19 protein-coding genes are annotated in these 20,744 nt (G+C 49.2%); 15 read left to right on the forward strand and 4 right to left on the reverse strand.

Translation table 11 applies throughout. From position 1 onward, the window contains the following. Positions 1–305 precede the first annotated feature (305 nt). Entirely contained in the window at positions 306–656 is a 351-nt protein-coding gene (locus ETC00_RS03200) for a darcynin family protein (RefSeq protein WP_171564518.1), read from the forward strand. A 543-nt stretch (positions 657–1,199) separates the two neighbouring features. On the opposite strand, the gene ETC00_RS03205 is transcribed toward ETC00_RS03200, so the two are convergent. The 3 genes from ETC00_RS03205 to ETC00_RS03215 all read right to left on the reverse strand — a co-directional run bounded on the left by ETC00_RS03205 (position 1,200) and on the right by ETC00_RS03215 (position 2,231). Further along, a complete protein-coding gene (locus ETC00_RS03205; RefSeq protein ID WP_171564519.1) occupies positions 1,200–1,559 on the reverse strand; it encodes an SH3 domain-containing protein in 360 nt (119 codons plus the stop codon). A gap of 70 nt (positions 1,560–1,629) precedes the next feature. Then, positions 1,630–1,800, reverse strand: a complete 171-nt coding sequence (locus ETC00_RS03210; RefSeq protein WP_171564520.1) for a hypothetical protein — start codon at positions 1,798–1,800, stop codon at positions 1,630–1,632. Between the two features lie 191 nt (positions 1,801–1,991). Next, positions 1,992–2,231, reverse strand: a complete 240-nt coding sequence (locus tag ETC00_RS03215) for a hypothetical protein (protein WP_171564521.1) — start codon at positions 2,229–2,231, stop codon at positions 1,992–1,994. A gap of 620 nt (positions 2,232–2,851) precedes the next feature. Between ETC00_RS03215 and ETC00_RS03220 the strand changes: the two genes are divergently transcribed. The 14 genes from ETC00_RS03220 to ETC00_RS03285 all read left to right on the forward strand — a co-directional run bounded on the left by ETC00_RS03220 (position 2,852) and on the right by ETC00_RS03285 (position 19,452). Further along, on the forward strand, positions 2,852–4,099 hold the full coding sequence (locus tag ETC00_RS03220) for a hypothetical protein (RefSeq protein WP_171564522.1): 1,248 nt from the start codon (positions 2,852–2,854) through the stop codon (positions 4,097–4,099). A 264-nt stretch (positions 4,100–4,363) separates the two neighbouring features. Beyond that, positions 4,364–4,996 carry a TetR/AcrR family transcriptional regulator gene (locus ETC00_RS03225; RefSeq protein ID WP_171564523.1) on the forward strand — a complete coding sequence of 211 codons (633 nt, stop codon included), beginning with the start codon at positions 4,364–4,366 and terminating at the stop codon, positions 4,994–4,996. A 110-nt stretch (positions 4,997–5,106) separates the two neighbouring features. Continuing rightward, on the forward strand, positions 5,107–5,505 hold the full coding sequence (locus tag ETC00_RS03230; RefSeq protein ID WP_171564524.1) for a hypothetical protein: 399 nt from the start codon (positions 5,107–5,109) through the stop codon (positions 5,503–5,505). A gap of 33 nt (positions 5,506–5,538) precedes the next feature. Continuing rightward, on the forward strand, positions 5,539–7,272 hold the full coding sequence (locus tag ETC00_RS03235) for a class-III pyridoxal-phosphate-dependent aminotransferase (protein WP_171564525.1): 1,734 nt from the start codon (positions 5,539–5,541) through the stop codon (positions 7,270–7,272). Beyond that, positions 7,260–8,237 carry a hypothetical protein gene (locus tag ETC00_RS03240; RefSeq protein WP_171564526.1) on the forward strand — a complete coding sequence of 326 codons (978 nt, stop codon included), beginning with the start codon at positions 7,260–7,262 and terminating at the stop codon, positions 8,235–8,237. Before ETC00_RS03235 ends, ETC00_RS03240 begins: the two co-directional genes overlap by 13 nt. 29 nt (positions 8,238–8,266) lie before the next feature. Next, complete coding sequence (locus ETC00_RS03245) at positions 8,267–9,157, forward strand: ferritin family protein (RefSeq protein WP_171564527.1); 891 nt, start codon at positions 8,267–8,269, stop codon at positions 9,155–9,157. A gap of 129 nt (positions 9,158–9,286) precedes the next feature. After that, positions 9,287–10,441, forward strand: a complete 1,155-nt coding sequence (locus ETC00_RS03250; protein ID WP_171564528.1) for a DUF3419 family protein — start codon at positions 9,287–9,289, stop codon at positions 10,439–10,441. 3 nt (positions 10,442–10,444) lie between these two features. Continuing rightward, entirely contained in the window at positions 10,445–11,611 is a 1,167-nt protein-coding gene (locus tag ETC00_RS03255) for a Glu/Leu/Phe/Val family dehydrogenase (protein WP_171564529.1), read from the forward strand. Between the two features lie 6 nt (positions 11,612–11,617). After that, positions 11,618–12,919, forward strand: coding sequence for an MFS transporter (locus tag ETC00_RS03260; protein WP_171564530.1), 1,302 nt, complete (start codon positions 11,618–11,620; stop codon positions 12,917–12,919). 45 nt (positions 12,920–12,964) lie between these two features. Beyond that, positions 12,965–14,083 (forward strand): class II histone deacetylase, encoded by a 1,119-nt coding sequence (locus ETC00_RS03265; protein WP_171564531.1) that lies wholly within the window; start codon positions 12,965–12,967, stop codon positions 14,081–14,083. A 302-nt stretch (positions 14,084–14,385) separates the two neighbouring features. Continuing rightward, a complete protein-coding gene (locus ETC00_RS03270) occupies positions 14,386–15,384 on the forward strand; it encodes a LacI family DNA-binding transcriptional regulator (RefSeq protein WP_171564532.1) in 999 nt (332 codons plus the stop codon). A gap of 94 nt (positions 15,385–15,478) precedes the next feature. Further along, on the forward strand, positions 15,479–16,906 hold the full coding sequence (locus tag ETC00_RS03275) for a sucrose-specific PTS transporter subunit IIBC (RefSeq protein ID WP_171564533.1): 1,428 nt from the start codon (positions 15,479–15,481) through the stop codon (positions 16,904–16,906). 70 nt (positions 16,907–16,976) lie between these two features. Further along, entirely contained in the window at positions 16,977–18,500 is a 1,524-nt protein-coding gene (locus ETC00_RS03280) for a glycoside hydrolase family 32 protein (RefSeq protein WP_171564534.1), read from the forward strand. Next, positions 18,475–19,452, forward strand: coding sequence for a carbohydrate kinase family protein (locus ETC00_RS03285; protein ID WP_171564535.1), 978 nt, complete (start codon positions 18,475–18,477; stop codon positions 19,450–19,452). Before ETC00_RS03280 ends, ETC00_RS03285 begins: the two co-directional genes overlap by 26 nt. Before the next feature lie 411 nt (positions 19,453–19,863). Here ETC00_RS03285 and map read toward each other — a convergent pair whose 3' ends face one another. Further along, positions 19,864–20,610, reverse strand: coding sequence for a type I methionyl aminopeptidase (map, locus tag ETC00_RS03290; RefSeq protein WP_171564536.1), 747 nt, complete (start codon positions 20,608–20,610; stop codon positions 19,864–19,866). Positions 20,611–20,744: the final 134 nt, after the last annotated feature.

The following is a 20,744-nucleotide window of genomic DNA, read 5'->3' on the forward strand; positions in this document are numbered from 1 at the left end:
GGGATGGGAACAACACAAGTGGGTAGTCTTGTCTATATTACCACCTAAGAGGCATTTGAGTATTCTCTTTCTCTTACTGGGGAATTTTCGCTTGATTTTTTTGAGGAACTTTCTTTTGATCTTGACAATAATGGACAACTCCAATAATTTACGCATACGAATATAACACCTAGCTTATTTAATGTATCGCGACTAGGCGATAGGCACACACTCACCATCACAAACATTTTTTGTATACATGCGCAGGCAAATATACACGCCTGGTCGAACTCTTATCAAATGACAAATTTTCTCTGGGGGATTATATGAGCGACTTCAACTACGGAATTGTTGTACTGCTTGAATTTTATCCATCCTGGTTGGCCTTGCCGCGTGAAAAAAGAAGAGAATTGGCAAAAGATCTGTACCACATTATTGGTAAGTATCAAGACCATGTGAAAGTAAAATTCTTTGATGCGGATGCATTAGGCGGCAGATATACGGATTTTGTAATCTGTGAGACCAAGGACATGAAACAATACCACTATATGTGGGAAGAAATCAGGGATACGGTTGCCTATTCTCAAGGGTACTTCAAAATAAAGGATGTGATCATTGGCATCCAGAGTGCTTACCAGCAATTTGAAACTGAGGTATTGAAATTACCTGAAGAGTAGTACACGTTGCCCCGGAAAACGGGGCAATCAGTGTGTAGACAAAGTCCATGGCGCATGGGTGATAGGGCCCGCTCGCTCTCTTGACGACCAGCAAAGAAGCGGATCGCGTCCGCTTCAAAACGCGACGCGGGCAGGGGGCAAACATCTGGGTATTTCGATGAAGTGAGACTTGTGCCCCCTGTTTTCCCCGCGTCTTTCGTTTTTCCGCTGAGCAGGTCGTCAAAGGAGCTCGCTTGGCCCATCACTCCATGCCCGTACTTTATCTCCACCTTCGGTTGATCAATGTGCAGGCCTTTCGGCCTGACAACTATGGAAAGATCGTTTCCTTGCGGAACCTCAATGAAAAAGTACAGTTTGTCTTCAGTCTGGTTGCCCCGGAAAACGGGGCAATTTTTTTCAACGGTGAAGCGGGGGCAAGCACGGGAATAGAGCTTTCAATGGGGGGCAGTGTCGATATCACAACGAACCATGATCCCGCAGTGGTTGCTAGCAATGCATCCAGCAATCCATCCGGCCAGAGCACTACCGCGAATACCACCATGCTCAGTGCGTGCCGGCATTGATCTGAATACATTCACAAGGCACCCAACCAACCTGGTTATCTGCATTGATACAGAGAAACCATCCGCTCTCTTCACACGTGATCGTTACGTCTTCCCCAATGTGCACAGTAAGTTCATACGAGTTGTATTCGTGTTGTACGGTTCCAAGGTTCCCATTTACCTGCAAATAACGTTTGGGCACCCATCCTTCCAGTCCGCTTTCATTCCTGCACCAGACCCATCCGGTCCATTGTTCATCTTCTTTGATGATTTGAAGTATATCTCCTGCGTTACAAACAATGGGGGTGGGATAACTGGTCACATGACGTTTTATGACAGTGCCCTGGATTGGGTTTGACATTAGGAGACCTCCATATCAAGAATTTTGTCTCAGATAGTACCACGACCATTTACTTCAACGCTTGTTTTGATCAATGTTGATTGTCAGGCAGCTTATCTGAAACAACAATAATGAGTGTCGCAATTGGCCCAAGAAATAATGAAAGGAAGAACCAGTTCAGACCACTGCGGTTTTTTGCTTGAGCCAGTCCAGCATTGATGAGTGACAGAGTTCCCCACCCGACAAAAAATTCATTTTCCATCAAGGTCAATCCTCCAAGGTTTATAGACTTACTGGTATTTACGTACTTACGTGGATTGAGTTTCTGTTTCATTAACAAAATGTGTAAAGAGATTTAGGGGAAACCGACATAAGACATAAGTATTTGCGTTAATGTCGATAAGTCATTTGTAACGCTACACGAAATTTTCGGGAGTAAAGAAAACTGTCCTGCTATCGTACAATTTTATTCCCTAACTGTGGTGTGATTTGGCCCAGGTCAGCAATATCGTATCCCCAAGACTTTAATTGAGACTCAATGAGATCAAGATCGCTGTAATATGCAAAGTTCTGGCCCAACCGAAAGGCCCGATCTTCGCTGCTCTCACCTGGCACTCTTTCCATAGAATCATTGTATCTGTCCTGGATGATCCGATTAAGATCGTGCAAGAAGTTTTTCAGTTCCTCACTCATATGAAACACCTCATAAGTAAGCAGCCCTTTGCCATAGCTGAATAACTTTACCAGGGAAATTATAACACGAGCACATCTGATAGGGAGATTAGAAGATTAGCAGCTAGCAAGAGCCGATTCCGGTCCCAACGGGAAAAAAGCCAGCCATAGTCCTGGTGAATCCGAAACAAAGAAAAGACAAGTTGGCCCCACTGGCAGAGTATGGCGAAATCGTGGTACTATTTTGTCAGGGAAAGATTGCCAAGGCGGATGATTGGGAAAGTGAGTAGTTCACGTCTCCTGTAATTCTTATTGGAGTTGATGTGTCTTGACTGAGCAAAGAAAATGCCCGAATTGCAATGGTTCGGAGTTCGCGGAAGGCGATGATTTCATGCCGATAAAGCCCATTGACAAAAAAATGTCGTTTGGCTCTCCCAAAGTGTATACGTTTTGTTTGAACTGCGGAGAGGTCATATCCATTAGAGTCAAAAATCCCGAAATGTTTCGCAGTTGATTATCCCAAAGCCTGATACCCGGATACGGAAGGCGTCAGATTCACACCTGCTATGGGTATGTTCTGGCGTCTTCTTTTGTTGTGCCAAGGGTACCTTTTGCCGGGAAATTTTTTGGAGGGAATTCATTTGAGCGAATTCACGTTTGCCATGCTTGTGAAGGAAGCAAGCAAAAGGAAGATAAGCAGCGCGGTCCGGAAATGGAAAACACCATCGTGCCTGTTTCCCGCCAACGAAACATGGCATGCGGTGGTCACGCAGGATGGAGCGGAAGCCGGATCGGAACAGGCGCGACAATTATCGACCGAGCTGAAGACCCATACGTTTTCCTTCGTCCATGCAGAGGATTACGGATGGCACTATGAACTGTATGAAAATGGCGAGCGAAAGGGAACGCTGGAGGTCAACTACGAAACATACGATCACAGCAGCATTGAAGAAGCGAATGTTCCTCTTTTGAAGAAACTGGCTGTCGATGAAGCAGCGCTGGGACGCCTGGAACGCGTCCTTTGCGCCCGGACTCCTCAGACGGAAGATCTGCTGCACAGCGTTGAGCATTTCAAGCAGGCGATGGGATTTGAAAAGATTTCCTGGATATCGTATGAGTACGTGTCCACGATGTCCAAACGCCAGCTTGACGAAATAGGGGCTAGCTTCAGCAAACCGGCCGCCACAAAGCGATTCTTGGCAGACAAAATTATTGTAGAGATGCTGAATGAATCGCTGCGTCACATGGGATATGCCTACGAAGAACGGCCAGAAAGGAGTGACTGGCTGTACTTTGTCAAACGTGAAAACGGCTTTGATTACGGCTTGATCATCGATATGCATAAGAAGAATACCATCGAGCCCAGACTCTTTACGCCTCGCAGCAAAGGGGCAAACCTGTTCTACATCGCTAAGAAGGGATTAAAAAGCTTTGAGTATGCGAATGAAGCTGAGCTGCGCCAGCACCTTGAGGAAATCGTGCGGGTGTTTCAGCAAACAGGTGATGCGTGGCTGAAAACGAACAGGATCGAGATCTTTGATGCCAACGCCCTCTATGCAGAGATGGCTGATCGATTCATGGCGGAATACGCGTTTCAACGCATACATATGGATGATCGTATTCTGTTTGGCGGCAAGGCGATCTACCAAGGCAATCGGATGCAGATTGAATTTACACATTTTCCTCAGAAAGCCAGTATCGTTACGTATCTGGTCGAGGAGACAGGGAAAAGGTCCTTACAAGATTTTTTAGTGGAACACAGAGACATCCTGCCGGTCGATATCAGAACGATTCATTTCTTGTTTCAAAACCGGGATGAATTTGTACAGGCGCTGGAGCGTACCTTTGATTTTCTGCATTTTTATTTCGAACAGAAGCAGGCAGATTGACTTATCGTCAGGCAGCGGCGCTGGTGCAGGATGTTGGTCCAGACCAACCTCCTGTACGGGCAACGTGATGCCTGTAAAACCTTTTGGGACGATTTACAAAAAATTAATGACAACATGATGGAAAATCATCTTCTTTTTTTGCAGGAAATGGTATATAGTGTAATTAGTTGGTTGAATGACTAACTCGATAATATGTCTTCCATACATAATCATTCGGGGTGGAGTAAGGAAACACACTGGAATACACGCAAGGGACTGAGATGAATGGCAAAACCGAACGTCGTTTCCAAACAGGAACTGATTGAAGCAGCCAAGGCGTGCATCGTGGAAAACGGCTTGGAAAAGCTCACGCTGAAAATGGTGGCTGACAAGGCAAATGTATCGCAGGGGACCGTCTATTACCATTTTCACACCAAAAACCAACTGATGTTGGACGTGGTAAAAGATGTGTGCCTTCGTTCCTGGGAGGAGATGTCTCATACGCAATCCGTCGAATTCGCCGTCCCGGAGGCTTTGAATGCCGCCAAGGAACGGTGCCGACCGGACTCTTTTTTCCACCGGCTGTTTTTGTCGCTGGTTGTGTTTAGTTTCAACAACGAAGAAATCAGGCAGGAATTGGGCCAGCTGCTCGCGTTTGAAAACAAGGTGCTTTCGGAAAAGATCCTGGAGCTGATCGCAGACAACCACGCCGATTCCAGCGTGGAGGGGACTGCTGTTCAGACTGGCCGGGAAAAACGGCTGATGGGGGTTTCCACCGAGACCTGGGCGGTCCTCATCAATGCGTTGATTGACGGCCTGGCGGTTCAATGCCTGGTCTCTCCCGAATTTGACCGGGATAAAGTGTTTGCCGAATTGGGCGTATTCTTTCAGAAGCTGTTGGAAAACAAATCGGATTGAGCAGCCACATCAAGTCTTGGAGGCTGGCTTCATCGTGTGTTCTTCCACACTTACCTCCAAAGACTTTTTTCCAATATATTTCCTCAAACTTTAGAAAAGGAGATGAGGGTATGTTCTCAGAAAAACTGGGCCTGACCTTGCTGTTCTCGATCCTGGTCTGGCTGGGGGCGACGTTGTTCTTCGTGTTTTTCGGCAGCATGGTGTTGGTCGACCCGTATCAACAAGACTTTTTCATGAGGTTCCTGTTGTTGGAGATCGCGACAGCAGTGGTCTTGTACATCGTCTTTGTGATCTTTCGCAAGCTGGATCCCAGTCCGTATGCGGTGGTGAAGCTGGGGCTGATCGGCAGTGCAGTCGGCTTGATCATCGATGCCTTCGTGTTGTGGAACCGCGACGTGTTTTTTTCGGGATTGTCCAGTGAACAGCTGCTCGCCTTTACGATCTGGATGTCATTTGCCTATGGACTCTATCTGCTGATCCCGCTGTTCATGCGAAAAGAGAACAAGTAATTCATTTTAGATTAATCTTTGGAGGAGAAGTCGATGAAGCGTCTGAATCCCGTTATCGCGGATTTGCTCACCATTTTCAAGATGGATAAGAAATTTGTCAGGGGTGAAGGGTACTATCTGTACGAAGCAGACGGAACGCGGTATACCGATTTCATCGCCCAGTACGGCGCCATCCCCTTGGGGTACAACCACGAGGCGATCTGGGCGGCCCTAGATCAAATCAGGGCGAACATGCTTCCGAGCCTGTGTCAGCCATCCACACCGATTAAGGCGGTAGAGCTGGCCCAGTTCCTGTTAGACAAAATGCCAAAAAATCTCTCGGTCTGCACGTTTGGCCAAAGCGGGGCGGAAGCAGTGGAAGCCGCGATCAAGCTCGCCAGAGCCGCTACCCGAAAACGCAAGATCGTCAGCACATGGAAAAGCTTTCACGGTAAAACAGCGGGAGCGTTGGCGGCGACCGGGCAGGAAGTCTATCAAAAGCCGTTTTTCATCGATACCTCTGACTACATCAAGATCCCCTACAACGACGAGGCTGCTTTGGAAAAGGTGTTGCAGGAGCAGGGAGATCAAATCGCCGGTTTCCTGGTCGAACCTGTGCAGGGAGAAGGCGGGGTCAACGTACCGTTGCCCACGTATCTGCACAAGGCGCAGGAGCTGTGCCGCCGGTACGGTGTCCTGTTTATCCTCGATGAAATTCAGACAGGTCTGGGCCGGATGGGCAATTGGGCCGTGTGTGTGGAGCAGGGCCTGGAGCCGGATATCCTGCTGCTGTCCAAAGCATTGGGCGGAGGAATTGTCCCGATCGGTGTATGTATGAGCACGTCTGCTCTCTGGGAGGAGGACGATTTCGGGAAAAACCACAGCGCCACGTTTGCCAACAACAATTTTACCTGCTCAATCAGCCTGGCTTATCTCAAGTATTTGGAGCAAAACCAGCATCTGTTCCAACAGGTGAAGCAAAACGGCGCGTACATGCGCGAACGCTTGCTGCAGATTCAGCAAAAGTGGCCCGGTGTCATCAAGGAAGTACGCGGTGAAGCCTATTTGCAAGCCATCGAGTTTGAAGAGATCGATGCAGGAGATTCGTATGAATTTGCGATTCTCTGTTCGCAAGGCGGTCTCGGATACCTGATCAGCGGCTTTTTGCTCAATGTCTACAAACTGAGGATCATGCCGTATCTCAACCAGGAGATGGCTGTGCGGATTGAACCGCCGCTCACGATTTCCAGGGAAGAGATCGACAAACTGCTGCACGCCATCGACCGTACGTGCGAGATTCTCTACTATCGCGATTTCTATCATTTGTACCGTTATACCATTCACGACAATACCATCCCCGAAACAATTACTGACTATCGTTCAAAAAGAAGAGAAATTATTGTTTCTTCGACCACTCGAGTACCTCATCGCAGCTTCGCTTTTATTGCCCACTACCCGCAAACGAGAGACTTGGTCATAAACACACCGTCATTTGAACAATTCAATGATACAGAGCTGTCCGAGATACTGGAATGGCAGGCTGACTACGGAGAGCCGGGAGTAGTTTGCACACTTTCCAAAATCTCCTCGAAACACGGAGATGTCGCTGCCGGCAGCATCATCGCCATTCCCTTCGGGGGACCAAAAGTGTTGGAGCGTCCCAGAAAGGAAGTCGTTTCCGCCATTCGCGCTGCGATCCGCAAAGGGCGCGAAATGGGAGCCACCGTGTTCGGATTGGTGCGTACACCTCCATCGTCACACGCGGCGGAATCGATGTGCGCGATATGATACTGGATCATGAGATCGTAACGACGGGCAACACGTTTACCGTCATTACATCCGTCAACGCGCTGCTGACAGGCGCAGCCAAGATGGACATCTCTCTCGAAACGTGCAGAGGAGCCGTGATCGGCGCAAATGGATCGATCGGACGGCTGTGTGCCATTCTTTTGTCTCAAAAGATGGAAAATATCGTATTAATCGGTAGAAAAAGTAATGAAAGAGTAAATATGGAGCGTTTGCGAGAGTTGGCCAATGAAATCTACCTGCATGCCATCTTTTACCACAAGGAACGATCGGGGATCCGAAAGCAGCTGTTATCGCTGCTGGAAAACGAGCTCGTATTCAGCGACGGTCTGTATCAGACACGCGAACGGCTGTATGAACTGTTCCAGACGGCCGAATCGGCGGAGACAGACAATCTCGAAGAGCAGATGAGTGAAAACATCATTGACGACATCGAGCTGTTGTTCCGACAAGCCGGACACAAGCCTCCGATCGATTACGGCGTCGATATCGATTACTTCCTGCCTGAGCTTGATGTCATCCTGGTCGCTACCAGCAGCATCGGAGAACTCCTGCAGCCGGATTTGATCAAATCTGGGGCAGTCATCTGCGATGTCTCCCGTCCTGCCAACGTAGGCAAAATCGTGCAGGAAAAACGGCCGGATGTATTGGTGATCGAAGGCGGTTTGGTCAAATTTCCGGAAAATCTCGCATTTGGTCAAAACCTGGGTTACAAGCCGGGGGTCAATTTGGCCTGCCTTTCGGAAACGATTCTCTTAACCTTGGAAAATAGCAACCGCAATATGGGCATCGGTGGACGCATCACGATGGACGACATGTACTACATCCAGGGGCTCGCCGAAAAACACGGTTTCACACTGGCCAGCCTGCACAGCTTCGAGAAGGAAATCGATGACGAGTACATCGCGCGGGTCAAAGCGGCGGCCAACAAACAAGTTGTTTCATAATTTTCTAGATATAAAAGGAGGAAAAGAACATGACGACAACTTCCAGCAAGAAAAGAGTCTCTGTCCGCAACTTTACCGCTGAAAAATGGCTGGAGATCGTACCCCACGGCTATCTGAAGGGCATGATTTACGGCCGCTCTCCGCAGTACGACGTGCCCGAGATTCTGCAGGAGGAAGGCAAGCTGCGCCAGGTATGCTTGTACGATTTGGCAATTTTCGCTTCCGCCGAAAAGATTGCCGTGACCACCGCTTCCGGTCTGACCAGCATCGCCGACGACGATTGGAGCCGCGTTTTTCTGGCGACGCAGACGTTTGACGAAGCACGTCATTACGAGGTGTTCGTGGAACGGATGCGCGAGATGGGGCTGTCCGATGAGGCGATCGGCCAGTTGGTCGAGGAAGTGGCCAGTCCGGAATACCGCGCCTTCCAACAGATCATGCTCCAGCAGGTGGACAACAAAGATTTGCTGGGCGGATTGGTCACCCTCAATATCATCCTGGAAGGCATGGCGTTCCCGCTGTACGGCTACGAAGCCCGGTTCTGGAAGCCGTTTGATCCCGGATTGACCGAGATTATTATCGGAGCGTTCAAGGATGAGACGCGCCATGTGGGATTTGCCGAGAAAAAACTGGCGGATGCGATCCAGCAGCGTCCGGAAGAAAAAGAACGGCTGTCGCGCCTGGCTACCGAATGTTCGGTGCGGATGCAAAAAGCGTTTGAAAGCTTTCTCAATCAGTTCGTCGGGCTGTATCAGGAAGCTTGCATGGAGCACAAGGACTTGGTGGGAGATGCCGAGATTGCGCCAGGAATGCGCATGATCGACACGCCGGTAGTGGATCAGGTGAACATGGTGCTGAGCGATATTATCAACGGTCATCGGGAGCGCTTGAAGAAAATCGGACTTGAGTATTTGAACTAACGCAAAGCCAACGGTTGCCCCAGTCTCCTGTGCCTCGGAACACGGAACCTTCGGGAAATCAGGAGGCTGGTTGGCTTCACAGGCGAGCTTGCGCAAACCACACTTTTTCGTAAATGGGGTGTCCCGTGGATGGCAACAGCGATCAAAGAAAAGCCAGCCTCGAAACGAATCATTTATTCCGAGCAAGACAGCATTTACAAAAAAGACTGGATTTTGTACACGACCAGTGATGAAGATTCGTACTCCGAATTAAAAGCGCTGCGCATCCGTCCCAGCGACACTGTGCTGGTGATTACGGGGAGCGGCTGCCGCAGTCTCGCATTGCTCGTCGACGAACCCAAACGACTGATTTCTGTAGATGCCAACCCTACGCAAAACTATCTGCTGGAACTGAAAATCGAAGCCATGCGCCTGCTGCAGCATGACGAGTATCTGCAATTCCTCGGCGTGAAACCGTCCACCTTTTCCAGGATGGACGTATACCGGGAGTTTGAATCCAATTTGACGCCCCAGGCCCAGGCGTACTGGAGCCGCTATCGCGACAAAATCGAGGAAGGCTTGATTTTCCTGGGGAAACACGAGCAATTTTATAAAAAATATATCGGGTCGCTGCTGTTTCGACCCAAGAGAAAACAGTTCCTGCACATGCTTTCGCTCACTTCCCTGGAAGAACAGAGGGCCTATTTTCGTGAGCATTTCAACACGCTGCTATGGCGCTGGTCCATCGAGAACCTGTGCCGCCGCACCGTCTTCAAGTGGACACTCGGGGACCCCAGCTATGACAACGAGGTCGGCCAGCAGCAAAGCATCGGCAACTATATTTTGCAGAGGCTGACCCATACGTTCGAAAATCATCTGGTGCGGGAAAACCACTTTCTTACCTTTTTGTACTGCGGAAAGTACATGAACGAAGAGGCAATGCCCGTCTACTTGCAAAAGCAGCACTACGAGATGATCAAGCGAAACCTGGACAAAGTGGAGATTGTGACGGATCTGATCGACCGGTATCTGGCCCGGGCAAAGGAGCCGTTTATCGACAAGGTGTCGCTTTCGGACATATCCGGCTGGGTTCCCAATGAAACGTTCCAACAGATCCTCACGGAAATCACGAAAAAACTAAGGAAAAACGGAATCATTTGTTATCGGAATTTTTTGGCGAAACGTATGGTAAACCCTGAGCTTTTGCCCCTCTATGAGCGTGATGTGGATATGATCGAGCGGCTGAATCACGAAGACCTGGCCTTTGCCTTTACGTTTGAAGTACTCAAAAAACGGGAGGAGTAATGGATGAATACGTACTATGAAATTACCATGCATGACCCGGAAACGGACACGACGGCGTTTATCGTTATCGATCGCTTGATCGGAGGGATTGCCACAGGAGGCTTGCGCATGTCTCCGACGGTCACGCTGGAAGAAGTGCGGGATTTGGCGGAAGTCATGACTTACAAGCACGGTCTGATGAACCTGCCGCTGGGAGGAGCCAAGGCCGGAATTGTCGGAGATCCGTCAGCGCCTGACAAGGAGAAAAAAATCCAGGCCTTTGCCCGAATGGCTGAACCGCTGTTGAAAAGCTGCCTGTTGTTGGGAGAGGACATGGGGATTTACGCGAAAGATGTAAGAGCGATGTACGCCCACATACAGCTTGACCCGCTGGAGCGAGTGCTGAACCGGCTGCAGGAGCGGGGCGTAAAGTACGAGATTGGTCAGGGTGTCCGGGCACATGACTTGTTGTCTGATCAAAACATGGAGACGACAGCAGGCTTTGGCCTGATGGAGAGCCTGCTGGAGACGGCCGAACTGATTCAGCTTCCGCTGGAGCAGGCGACTGCTGCCGTGCATGGATTCGGCACGGTGGGCAGTGAAATCGCCAAGCTGCTGCACGATCGCGGCGTCACAATTACAGCAGTCGGCGATGCCGAGGGAGCAATCTATCGGGAAGAGGGCCTGGACATCCATCAGCTGCTGTCCATCCGCAAGCCAAACGGCTGCATCGATCGCGAGAAGATCGCTCAGGCGGTAAAGCAGCTGACCAACGAAGAGCTGCTGCAGCTGCCGGTCGATTTGCTGATCCCCGCTTCTGTCTCGCAGGTGATCCATAAGGGGAATGCACACTCGATCCGGGCAAAAATCATTGTCGAGGCGGCCAACATGCCGACTACGAATGAAGCCGATGAAATCCTCCGGGAAAAAGGCGTGATCGTGCTCCCCGATTTTATGGTCAACGCGGGTTCGGCATTGTCGTTTGGCTTGATCATTACCGGGGAAGCCCTGCCGCAGGACATGTGGACCGAGTCGGCAAAACGGATACGCCGGATGGTGCGAACAGTGCTGACACAGAGCATGGAGCAGGAGGAGCCGACGCGCATCGTTGCTCTCGCCCTTGCTTCTGCACATTTGCAGCAAATGCTGTACAAGGAACGCTCCGTGAGCGAACTAACCGCTTCGGTGTGACGCGCGATGAAAAAACTGTTTATCCTGTCAGTCATCGTCAGCCTGTTCACTGTGATGCAGGATGGAACGCTGCTGTACGTCCTGCTGCCGCAGATCCAGGAACAATTCGCAACCAGTCTGTCCACAGCGATCTGGATCATGAATCTGTACATTCTGCCGTTCGCTCTGCTCATGGTATTCATGGGCAGAGTGGCGGACCGTTTTGGACACATCCGGGTGTTCCTCAGCGGGTTGGCACTGTATGCAGCAGGTTCTTTCCTCGGGTATTTCAGCAATTCCTTTCCTTTCCTGTTGACCTGCCGCTTCATTCAGGGTATCGGTTCTTCCATTCTCGTGCCCGTCAGTCTGGTGATCTTGCTGAAGCGGTTTGGGAAACAGCGCTATGGGCAAGCGATCGGCGCCTGGAGCGCCACGTGTGCGCTTGCAGCGGCTTGCGGCCCCATCAGTGCTGGGTTGATCGGTCATTTTGCGACCTGGAGGTTCACCTTTTTGGCAAATGGTACGCTGGTGCTGCTCGCGTTGATGGCCATGATTGCCTCGCTCAAATCGTCTGCTGTACCTGAGGAGGACCAGGAGACGCAGGCCGTCCCTATGCCGAATCTGTGGAAGGAAAGTGAAACGTACCTGTTGCTTTTCGGCAACTTCTTTGCCGGGTTTGTTCTGAACAGCCTGCTGTACGTACTGCCTTTTATGCTGGGCAATTTTCTCGACTACGACAGCCTGCAAATCGCCTACACCGTCACACCTCTGTGCGCTTCCATCATCGTATCCGTGGGAATCGTCGGGCGGCTGGAGAGAAAAATGCCGCTGGAGATTGTCGTCAGCACAGGATTTTTCTGTCTGCTGGCGAGCCTGTGCCTGTACATGATTCGCGAAGTGCCCCTGTACGTGTACATCGGAGCATCGTTCCTGGCCGGACTTGGGCTTGGGATCGCCATCATTTCCATTACGTCGGCCTGGATGAAGAAATTTACCTACGATCATCTGGGGTTGGGCTCGGCCATATTGAACATGCTGCGATTGGTCGGCGCTGTCATCGGGAGCTCGCTTTCGGCCAGCCTCTTTCGCAGGATGGTCGATACATCGCTGCACACAGGCGGAGTTCCCGCCAATGAATGGCTGGCAGGCCTGAAAGCGTCCGGTGCCCCGGTTGCGCCCATCGTGTGGGCAAGCGGGTTTTCGCAAGTGGTCGTTGGCGTGTTCACGGTTCTCAGCCTCGTACCCGTCGCCATGATTGTCTGGTATACCGCCCGATATGGGCGGAGGCGCAAGCTTGAGAATCAGGCTTCTCCCGTCCAGGATGGATAGACGCGACGGGCGAAGCCCTTCTTTTTACAGAAAGGAGAATGTCTGATGAAGCGAAGAACCGCTTTCGTTTGCGATGAGAGTTATTTTTGGCACAATACCGGGAATGGCGCATTGTTTTTGCCCGCTGGCGGCTGGATTGAAACGGATGTGCATTCAGAGAATCCGGCGACCAAACGGCGTGTGAAAAACCTGTTGGAGCGTTCCGGTTTTATCCGTGAACTGGTGTCGATTCCGCCCAGGGCGGCAACAGCAGAAGAGATCGCAGCTGTGCATGATCCGGCGTATATCAAGCGGGTGGAAGCATTGAGCCAGACGACGGGCGATGCAGGTGAACTGGCGGTTGTCGGGTACGGATCGTTTGAAATCGCCTGTCTGTCGGCGGGGGGAGGTCTGCGTGCTGTCGATGCGGTAATGCGCGGCGAGGTGGACAACGCCTATGTGCTGCACCGACCGCCCGGCCATCATGCGGAGCGGGACAAGGGCATGGGATTCTGCCTGTTCAACAAAGTCGCCGTCGCAGCCAGATACGCGCAGCGAGCGTATGGTTTGAAACGGATCGCAATCGTCGATTGGGATGTCCATCACGGAAACGGAACGGAAAGCATTTTTTACGATGACCCTGGGGTCTTGTTTGTGTCGCTGCATCAGGAAAACAACTACCCTCCCGGCAGAGGCAGCTTGTCTGATACTGGAGCCGGGGCGGGGGAAGGATACACGATCAATATTCCACTGCCGGCCGGTACTTCTGACGCAGGCTATCTGGAGGCGATCCGCACCATCGTCGCGCCTGTGATCCGCCAGTTTGGCCCCGAGCTGATCTTCGTCTCTGCAGGGCAGGATGCCAGCCTGTTTGACCCGTTGGGCAGAATGATGGTGACCGCGGAAGGGTTTTATCAGATGGCACAGGAAATGCTTGCGCTGGCGGATCAATGCTGTCAGGGCAGGCTGGTTGCCTGTCACGAAGGCGGGTACAGCGCGGCCTACGTTCCGTTTTGCACGCTTCGGGTGATCGAGGCGTTGACCGGCATCAGAAGCGTGGTAGAAGACCCATTCGCTCCCACGTTTCAGCATTTGCCGACACAGGTGATTACCCACGATCAACGTCTTTATTTGCAAATGGCCAAAGAACAGCATGTCAAACGCTGGTCCGTTTTGCAAACGTAATACTGTCTTTTTCCAATCCGGCAGCTCATGTCCCACCCTCCAGACGTTTTTCAAAAAGCAGAAACGTGAAGCGAGGTGAGGTAAAAAAGCAACGGACGGCTTGATGCGGGTGTAAGCTCGGCAAAACTGGCCATGTCAAACACTGCTGGTAAAGGGCGAAAGCTGTGAGCTTGTCGCTCCTATTCTTTTTTCGTTCCTGTCAGTTCCTCACATGATCCAAACAGCCTCTCGTACCCTATGCATGAAAAATAGGCCTCATATTATAATAAAAAAGATGACTCGTGTTTGAGGTGGGCCAGAAAATGAATAAAACCATTGCAGATGTAGCCAAACTTTCAGGAGTGGCCAAAAGCACCGTATCTCGCTACTTAAATGGCGGTTCTGTAAGTGAAGCTACCAAACGAAAAATTGAACGCGCTATTAAAGAAACAGGATATACACCGAATCCTTTTGCCCAAAGTTTAAAGGCGAAGAAAACAGCCTTTATTGGCACGATCGTTCCGCGACTGGATTCCTATGCGGCATCGCATACAATCATCGGGATTGATGAACAATTAAAAGAATTGCATTTTCAATTGTTAATCTCTAATACGAACCAGCAAATTGAACGGGAAATCGAAATGATTTACAGCTTGGCTGGCCAGAAAGTGGCGGGAATTATTTTGCTGGCAACGCAAATCACTCCGGCACATTTGGCTGCGTTTGAAAAGGTGAACATCCCGATTCTTCTTGTTGGGCAAGAACATCCCGACGTACACAGCCTGATTCACAATGATGTGGAAGCAGGCTATGCCATTGGAAAATATGTAGTAGAGAAAGGCCATCGCAAAATTGCCTACTTGGGTGTTAGCGAACAGGATGTCGCAGTGGGCGTAAAACGAAAGGAAGGATTTAAACGGGCGATAGCGGAAGCGGAAGGGTGTGAGGTCCATTATTTTGAAACAGGTTTTAACATGTTTGTTGCACAGCAAGCAGCAGCAGAACTACTGGAACAATTTCGCCCCACTTGCATCGTATGCGCGACAGATAACATTGCACTGGGAGCGTTAAGAGCCGCCCAATTAAAGGGATTGCGCATTCCGCAAGACGTCTCGATTACAGGTTTTGGCGGATATGATGTGACCGAAATTATCCATCCTGGTTTAACAACTGTTAAATTGTTTTTTAAAGAAGCTGGTAAGATGGCTGCACAGCACATTGTGAAGCTGATCAATGAAGAGGAAGTCCCCAAACGAACATTATCAAAATTTGAAATCATTGAACGAGAAAGCGTTGACAGTATCATTCCTCGTCACGTATAATTGGGTTGGAACCGGTTCCAAATCACAAGGATTAGGACCGGTTCTTATTACAACGAATTTGGAACCGGTTCCATCGATGGGTGAGGGAGATGCGATGAAATACGATCAGATTGCCAAAGAACTGTTGGAAGCGATTGGCGGAAAAGAGAATCTTTCTGCCTTGGCTCACTGCGCCACACGTTTACGGCTCGTTTTGCATGATGAAAGCAAAGTAAACCAAGAAGCGCTTGACAAAATGGACGCGGTAAAAGGAACGTTCTCAACTGGCGGACAATTCCAAATTATTCTTGGTGCAGGTCTGGTAAACAATGTGTACCATGAATTAGCCCGATTAACCGGACTTCAGGAAATGTCGACAACAGATGTAAAAGACGCCGGAGCCAAACGTTTAAACCCGCTCCAGCGTTTCGTGAAACTGCTTTCTGATATTTTCGTTCCCATCATTCCGGCTATTGTTGCCGGCGGGCTGCTGATGGGGATCAATAATATTTTGATCGCGAAAGACTTGATCTTCGAGGGCAAGTCGCTCATTGAAGCGTATCCGGAAATCAGTGACTTGGCCGCACTTATTAATACATTTGCCAATGCGGCATTTGTGTTTTTGCCAATTTTAATCGGTTTTTCCGCCACCCAGCGTTTTGGCGGCAATCCGTACCTGGGAGCTGCGCTTGGCATGCTGATGGTTCACCCGGACTTATTAAACGGGTATGACTACGGCAGCGCCTTGACGAGCGGCAGCATTCCTGCCTGGAACATTTTCGGCATGGAAATTGAAAAAGTGGGGTATCAAGGGACGGTACTGCCTGTATTAGCAGCTTCTTTTATTCTGGCAAAAACCGAACAATTTTTACGCAAATATATCCCTTCTGCGCTTGCGAACTTGCTGACACCCCTATTCACGATTTTTATTACAGGCATCTTAACCTTTACAGCCGTAGGACCGTTGACTCGTCTTGCGGGCAACGTACTAACGGACGGACTGGTTTGGTTGTATGACACAGCGGGCGTTATCGGCGGTGCGCTGTTCGGGTTGGGGTATGCCCCGATCGTGATTACCGGGATGCATCATAGCTTTATTGCTGTTGAAACCCAGCTGCTGGCCGATTTCGTGAAAACAGGCGGAACATTTATTTTTCCTGTTGCCGCGATGTCAAACGTTGCCCAAGGCGCTGCAACGTTGGCGGTTTTCCTGATGACGAAAGACAAGAAAGTGAAAGGGATTGCCTCCGCTGCCGGCATTTCGGCCGTTTTAGGCATTACGGAGCCTGCGATGTTCGGTGTCAACCTGAAGCTTCGTTATCCGTTTATTGCCGCGATCATCGGGGCGTCTGTATCAACGGCCTTTATTACCATCTTTAAGGTCAAAGCGGTTGCGCTTGGCGCTGCCGGTTTGCCAGGGATTATTTCCATTCGCCCGGATTCCATCGTTCCATATGTCATCGGCATGGTCATTTCGTTTGTCGTTACCTCTGTCATGACGATCATTTTGGCCAAACGCGCAGCAAAAAAAGCAGCTCAATAAAAATAAATGAGGTCTGATCGATAAACGGTCAGACCCTGTATGGACGAGATGAAGGAGTTTGGGTCTATCAATGGAATGGACGAGAGAACAACGCTATCGACGAATCGAAGAAGCAACGATAGAAGAATTAACAGCCCTGCAAGAAAAGGTGAACAACAGCAGGTGGCGACAGAAATATCATATCCAACCAGTCACAGGTCTTTTGAACGATCCAAATGGCTTTTCTTACTTTAACGGAGAATATCACTTGTTTTATCAATGGTTTCCGCTCGGTCCGGTTCATGGATTAAAATATTGGTATTACACCAAATCAAGCGATCTTGTCCACTGGCAAAATGTCGGTATCGCGTTACAACCGGACGATTATTTTGATTCTCACGGGGTTTACTCTGGCAGCGCCATTGTTCATAACCAGACACTTTATTTCATGTATACAGGGAATACGAGGGATGAGAATTGGGTGCGCCATCCTTATCAGTGTTTAGCCTTCATGGATGAAAACGGGCAGATTAAAAAATTACAAGCGCCGGTGATTCACGAAGTGCCAAAAGGCTATACCGATCATTTTCGCGATCCGAAAGTGTGGAAAGTGCATGACACATTTTATGCTGTAATCGGCGCACAGCGGGAAAACGAAACGGGTTGCGCTGTGCTTTATTCATCACCTGATTTAATGCATTGGACGTTTGAAGGTGAGATTCACACCCGGTTACAGCATTTTGGATTCATGTGGGAATGCCCCGACTATTTTGAACTGGATGGAAACGGTGTGCTGATCTTCTGCCCGCAAGGAGTAGTGCCAGCGGGAGAGCAATTTCAATATGTGCATCAATCCGGTTATATCGCAGGAAACAGACTTGATCTCAAGACAAAAATCTTTGAACACGGTGAGTTTGTGAAGTTGGACCGCGGCTTTGACTTTTACGCCCCGCAGACGACCATCGACCATAAGGGACGGCGCTTATTAGTCGGGTGGATGGGTCTTCCCGACATTCCATATCCAACAGATCAGGATGGATGGGCTCATTGTCTCACACTGCCGCGAGAATTGACCATCCAAAACGGAAAGCTGCTTCAACGACCTGTAAAAGAACTGGAAGCATTGCGGCAAGATGCGGTCCATGTGAAAGATACGCTTCACAATGAGCAAAAAAGGTATGACGGATTCAACGGGACCTGCTATGAACTGATTTGTGAATTTACGAACATGGAAGCAGAGGAAGTGGGGATTGAATTCCGGTCATCTCATAAGGAAAAAACGGTCATCTCCTATAACAGACACAAGCAAAAGGTGACGTTAGACCGCACCTATTCCGGGGAAGTTCCGGCGAAAAAATACGGAACAACAAGCACATGCCGCGTGGAAGGAAATGCGGTAAAGCTTCACCTCTTTGTTGATACGTCTTCCGTCGAAATTTTTATCAATGACGGCATGGAAGTGTTCACAAGCCGGATTTTTCCCAGTCCGGAAAGCACAAAGATTTGCTTCTTTGCTCGAAACGGAAACGTTTCATTGGATACGACGATCTATCATCTAACCGCGATGCAAAAAAACGGAGGTGCAGACGATGGGCCGCTTGTTTTCCATTGGTGAAGTGCTCATTGACTTTATTCCGCTGCAAAAAGGAAAAGCATTAAAGGACGTTCACTCTTTCAAACGTGAGCCAGGGGGAGCACCGGCAAACGTGGCGGCAGCTGTAGCGAAATACGGGGCAGAATCGGCAATGATTACAAAGCTGGGAATGGATGCCTTCAGTGACTTTTTGATTGAAGAGTTACAAAAAGTCAGGGTAAAGACCGATAAAATCAAACGAACAACAGAAGCGCATGCAGGATTGGCGTTTGTTTCCTTGCGCGAAGATGGGGAGCGGGACTTTTCCTTCTATCGCAATCCTTCTGCAGATCTATTGCTTTCAGAAGACGAAATTGAAGCAAGCTGGTTTGCGAAAGGCGATATTTTACATTTTTGCTCCGTCGATCTCGTCGAAAGCCCGATGAAAAAAGCCCATGAAAAAGCGATTCATCTGGTGAAAGAAAAAGGAGGGCTGATCAGCTTCGATCCAAACGTTCGACTTCCATTGTGGAACAGCGCAGAGGAATGCAGACAAACGATTGCAGCATTTATTCCAAGAGCGCATCTGATCAAAATATCCGATGAAGAATTGACGTTTATCACCGGAATCACGAATGAACAACAGGCGATTGAACAATTATTCACAGGTGAGGTCAAAGCCGTAATTTGCACAAAAGGAGCAAAGGGAGCCGCCCTTTACACCAAGCATGCCACATATGAATCCACTGGTTTCAACGTGGCGGTGCAGGATACGACTGGCGCAGGAGATGCCTTTATCGGCGGGTTTTTATATAAACTCCTGGAAAAGGGAGGAAATGAGGAAAACTTGCTCGATATATTGCATGAGCACCATCACGAAATCCTCACCTTTGCCAATGCAAGCGGTGCACTCACCACAACAGGACAAGGGGCAATTTCAGCCTTGCCGTCAAAAGAAGAAATCCTTCGCTTTATTAAAACATTTGAAAAGTAATAGATATGAAAGGTAAGGGCACAGACCGCGGTTAAAAACCTTGCTGCTCGTTTTGCAGACATCCCCCTGGCGTAATGGAGAAAGGGGGATGTTTTTTGTTGTCTACCCTGGTCCTTTCAGAGCTAATTATAAAGAAGGTTTAATGAAATTTAATGTTTGCGGACGAAACAAAATTTACTACCCCGATCAGGATAAAGAAGAGAAATGAGGCAGGACGCCTTGCATGGCCGTGAAATAGTGCAAGAGCACGAGGATTTTTTGTAAATCGTAAAGGAACGGAACGAGTATTAAAAGCCCGAAGAATAGCTCTTCGGGCTTTGGAGTATTTAGCCTTTACGGGCGCCTGTAACTGCGGTACGTGGCCCCAGTGTTCGTGCAGCAACAAGTAAATTCAAGCGCCCTTTAGATAATCTAAGCTACAGTCACGATGATCGGCTGATCCTTTGTAATAATGATGGTGTGCTCTTGTTGTGCCGCAAAGCTGCGATCCGGTAAACATAAAGTCCACCCATCCGGCTGCTCAACCACATAATCCGCCCCTGTTGATAAAAAGGGCTCAATCGTAATGACCATTCCTTCTTTCAACACACGTTTATCGTGCCTGTCATAATAAGGGAGAATTTCATTTGGAGATTCGTGCAGAGACCTCCCAACACCGTGACTGCACAAGTTTTGAATGACCTGATAGCCGCCTTTTTTCGCTTCGGTTTGAATAATCCTGCCGATTTCATTCATTTTTACTCCATGCTTGAGTGAAGAGATGACCTTCATCATCGTTTTGTATGTGTAATCACAGAGACGGGTTAAAGCAGGGTTGTAGGGAGGCATGACAAAAGAGTGACCCGCATCCGCAAAATATCCTCCCAGTTCAGCGGAAACATCGATGTTAATCAAATCACCCGGTTGAATTTTTCGATTTCCCGGGATTCCATGAGCGATTTCATGGTTAATGCTGATACACGTGTTGCCGGGAAAGTTATATACGGTTTTGGGTGCAGGCACGGCCCCGTATTTTTTTAAAATCTGTCCTCCAATATCATCCAGTTCCTTGGTCGTCATTCCGACACGTGCGTGACGCTTCATTTCATTGATTGTCAACCTAACAATTTTGCCGATTTCCTTCAGACCATCGATATCTTTCTGCGATTCCACTGTCATAGACAGCCCTCCATTTTAATTCATAGTAACTCACTCGTATTGGAAAGTATTCCAGATTGAAGATAATCCTAGCTAACGGGGCGGTATGGACTATTACACTGGCATGAATCTTTAACCTGTATCAGCCAAGTTGT

This window comes from Brevibacillus sp. MCWH (genome assembly GCF_013096935.1).
Lineage (GTDB): Bacteria > Bacillota > Bacilli > Brevibacillales > Brevibacillaceae > Brevibacillus > Brevibacillus aydinogluensis.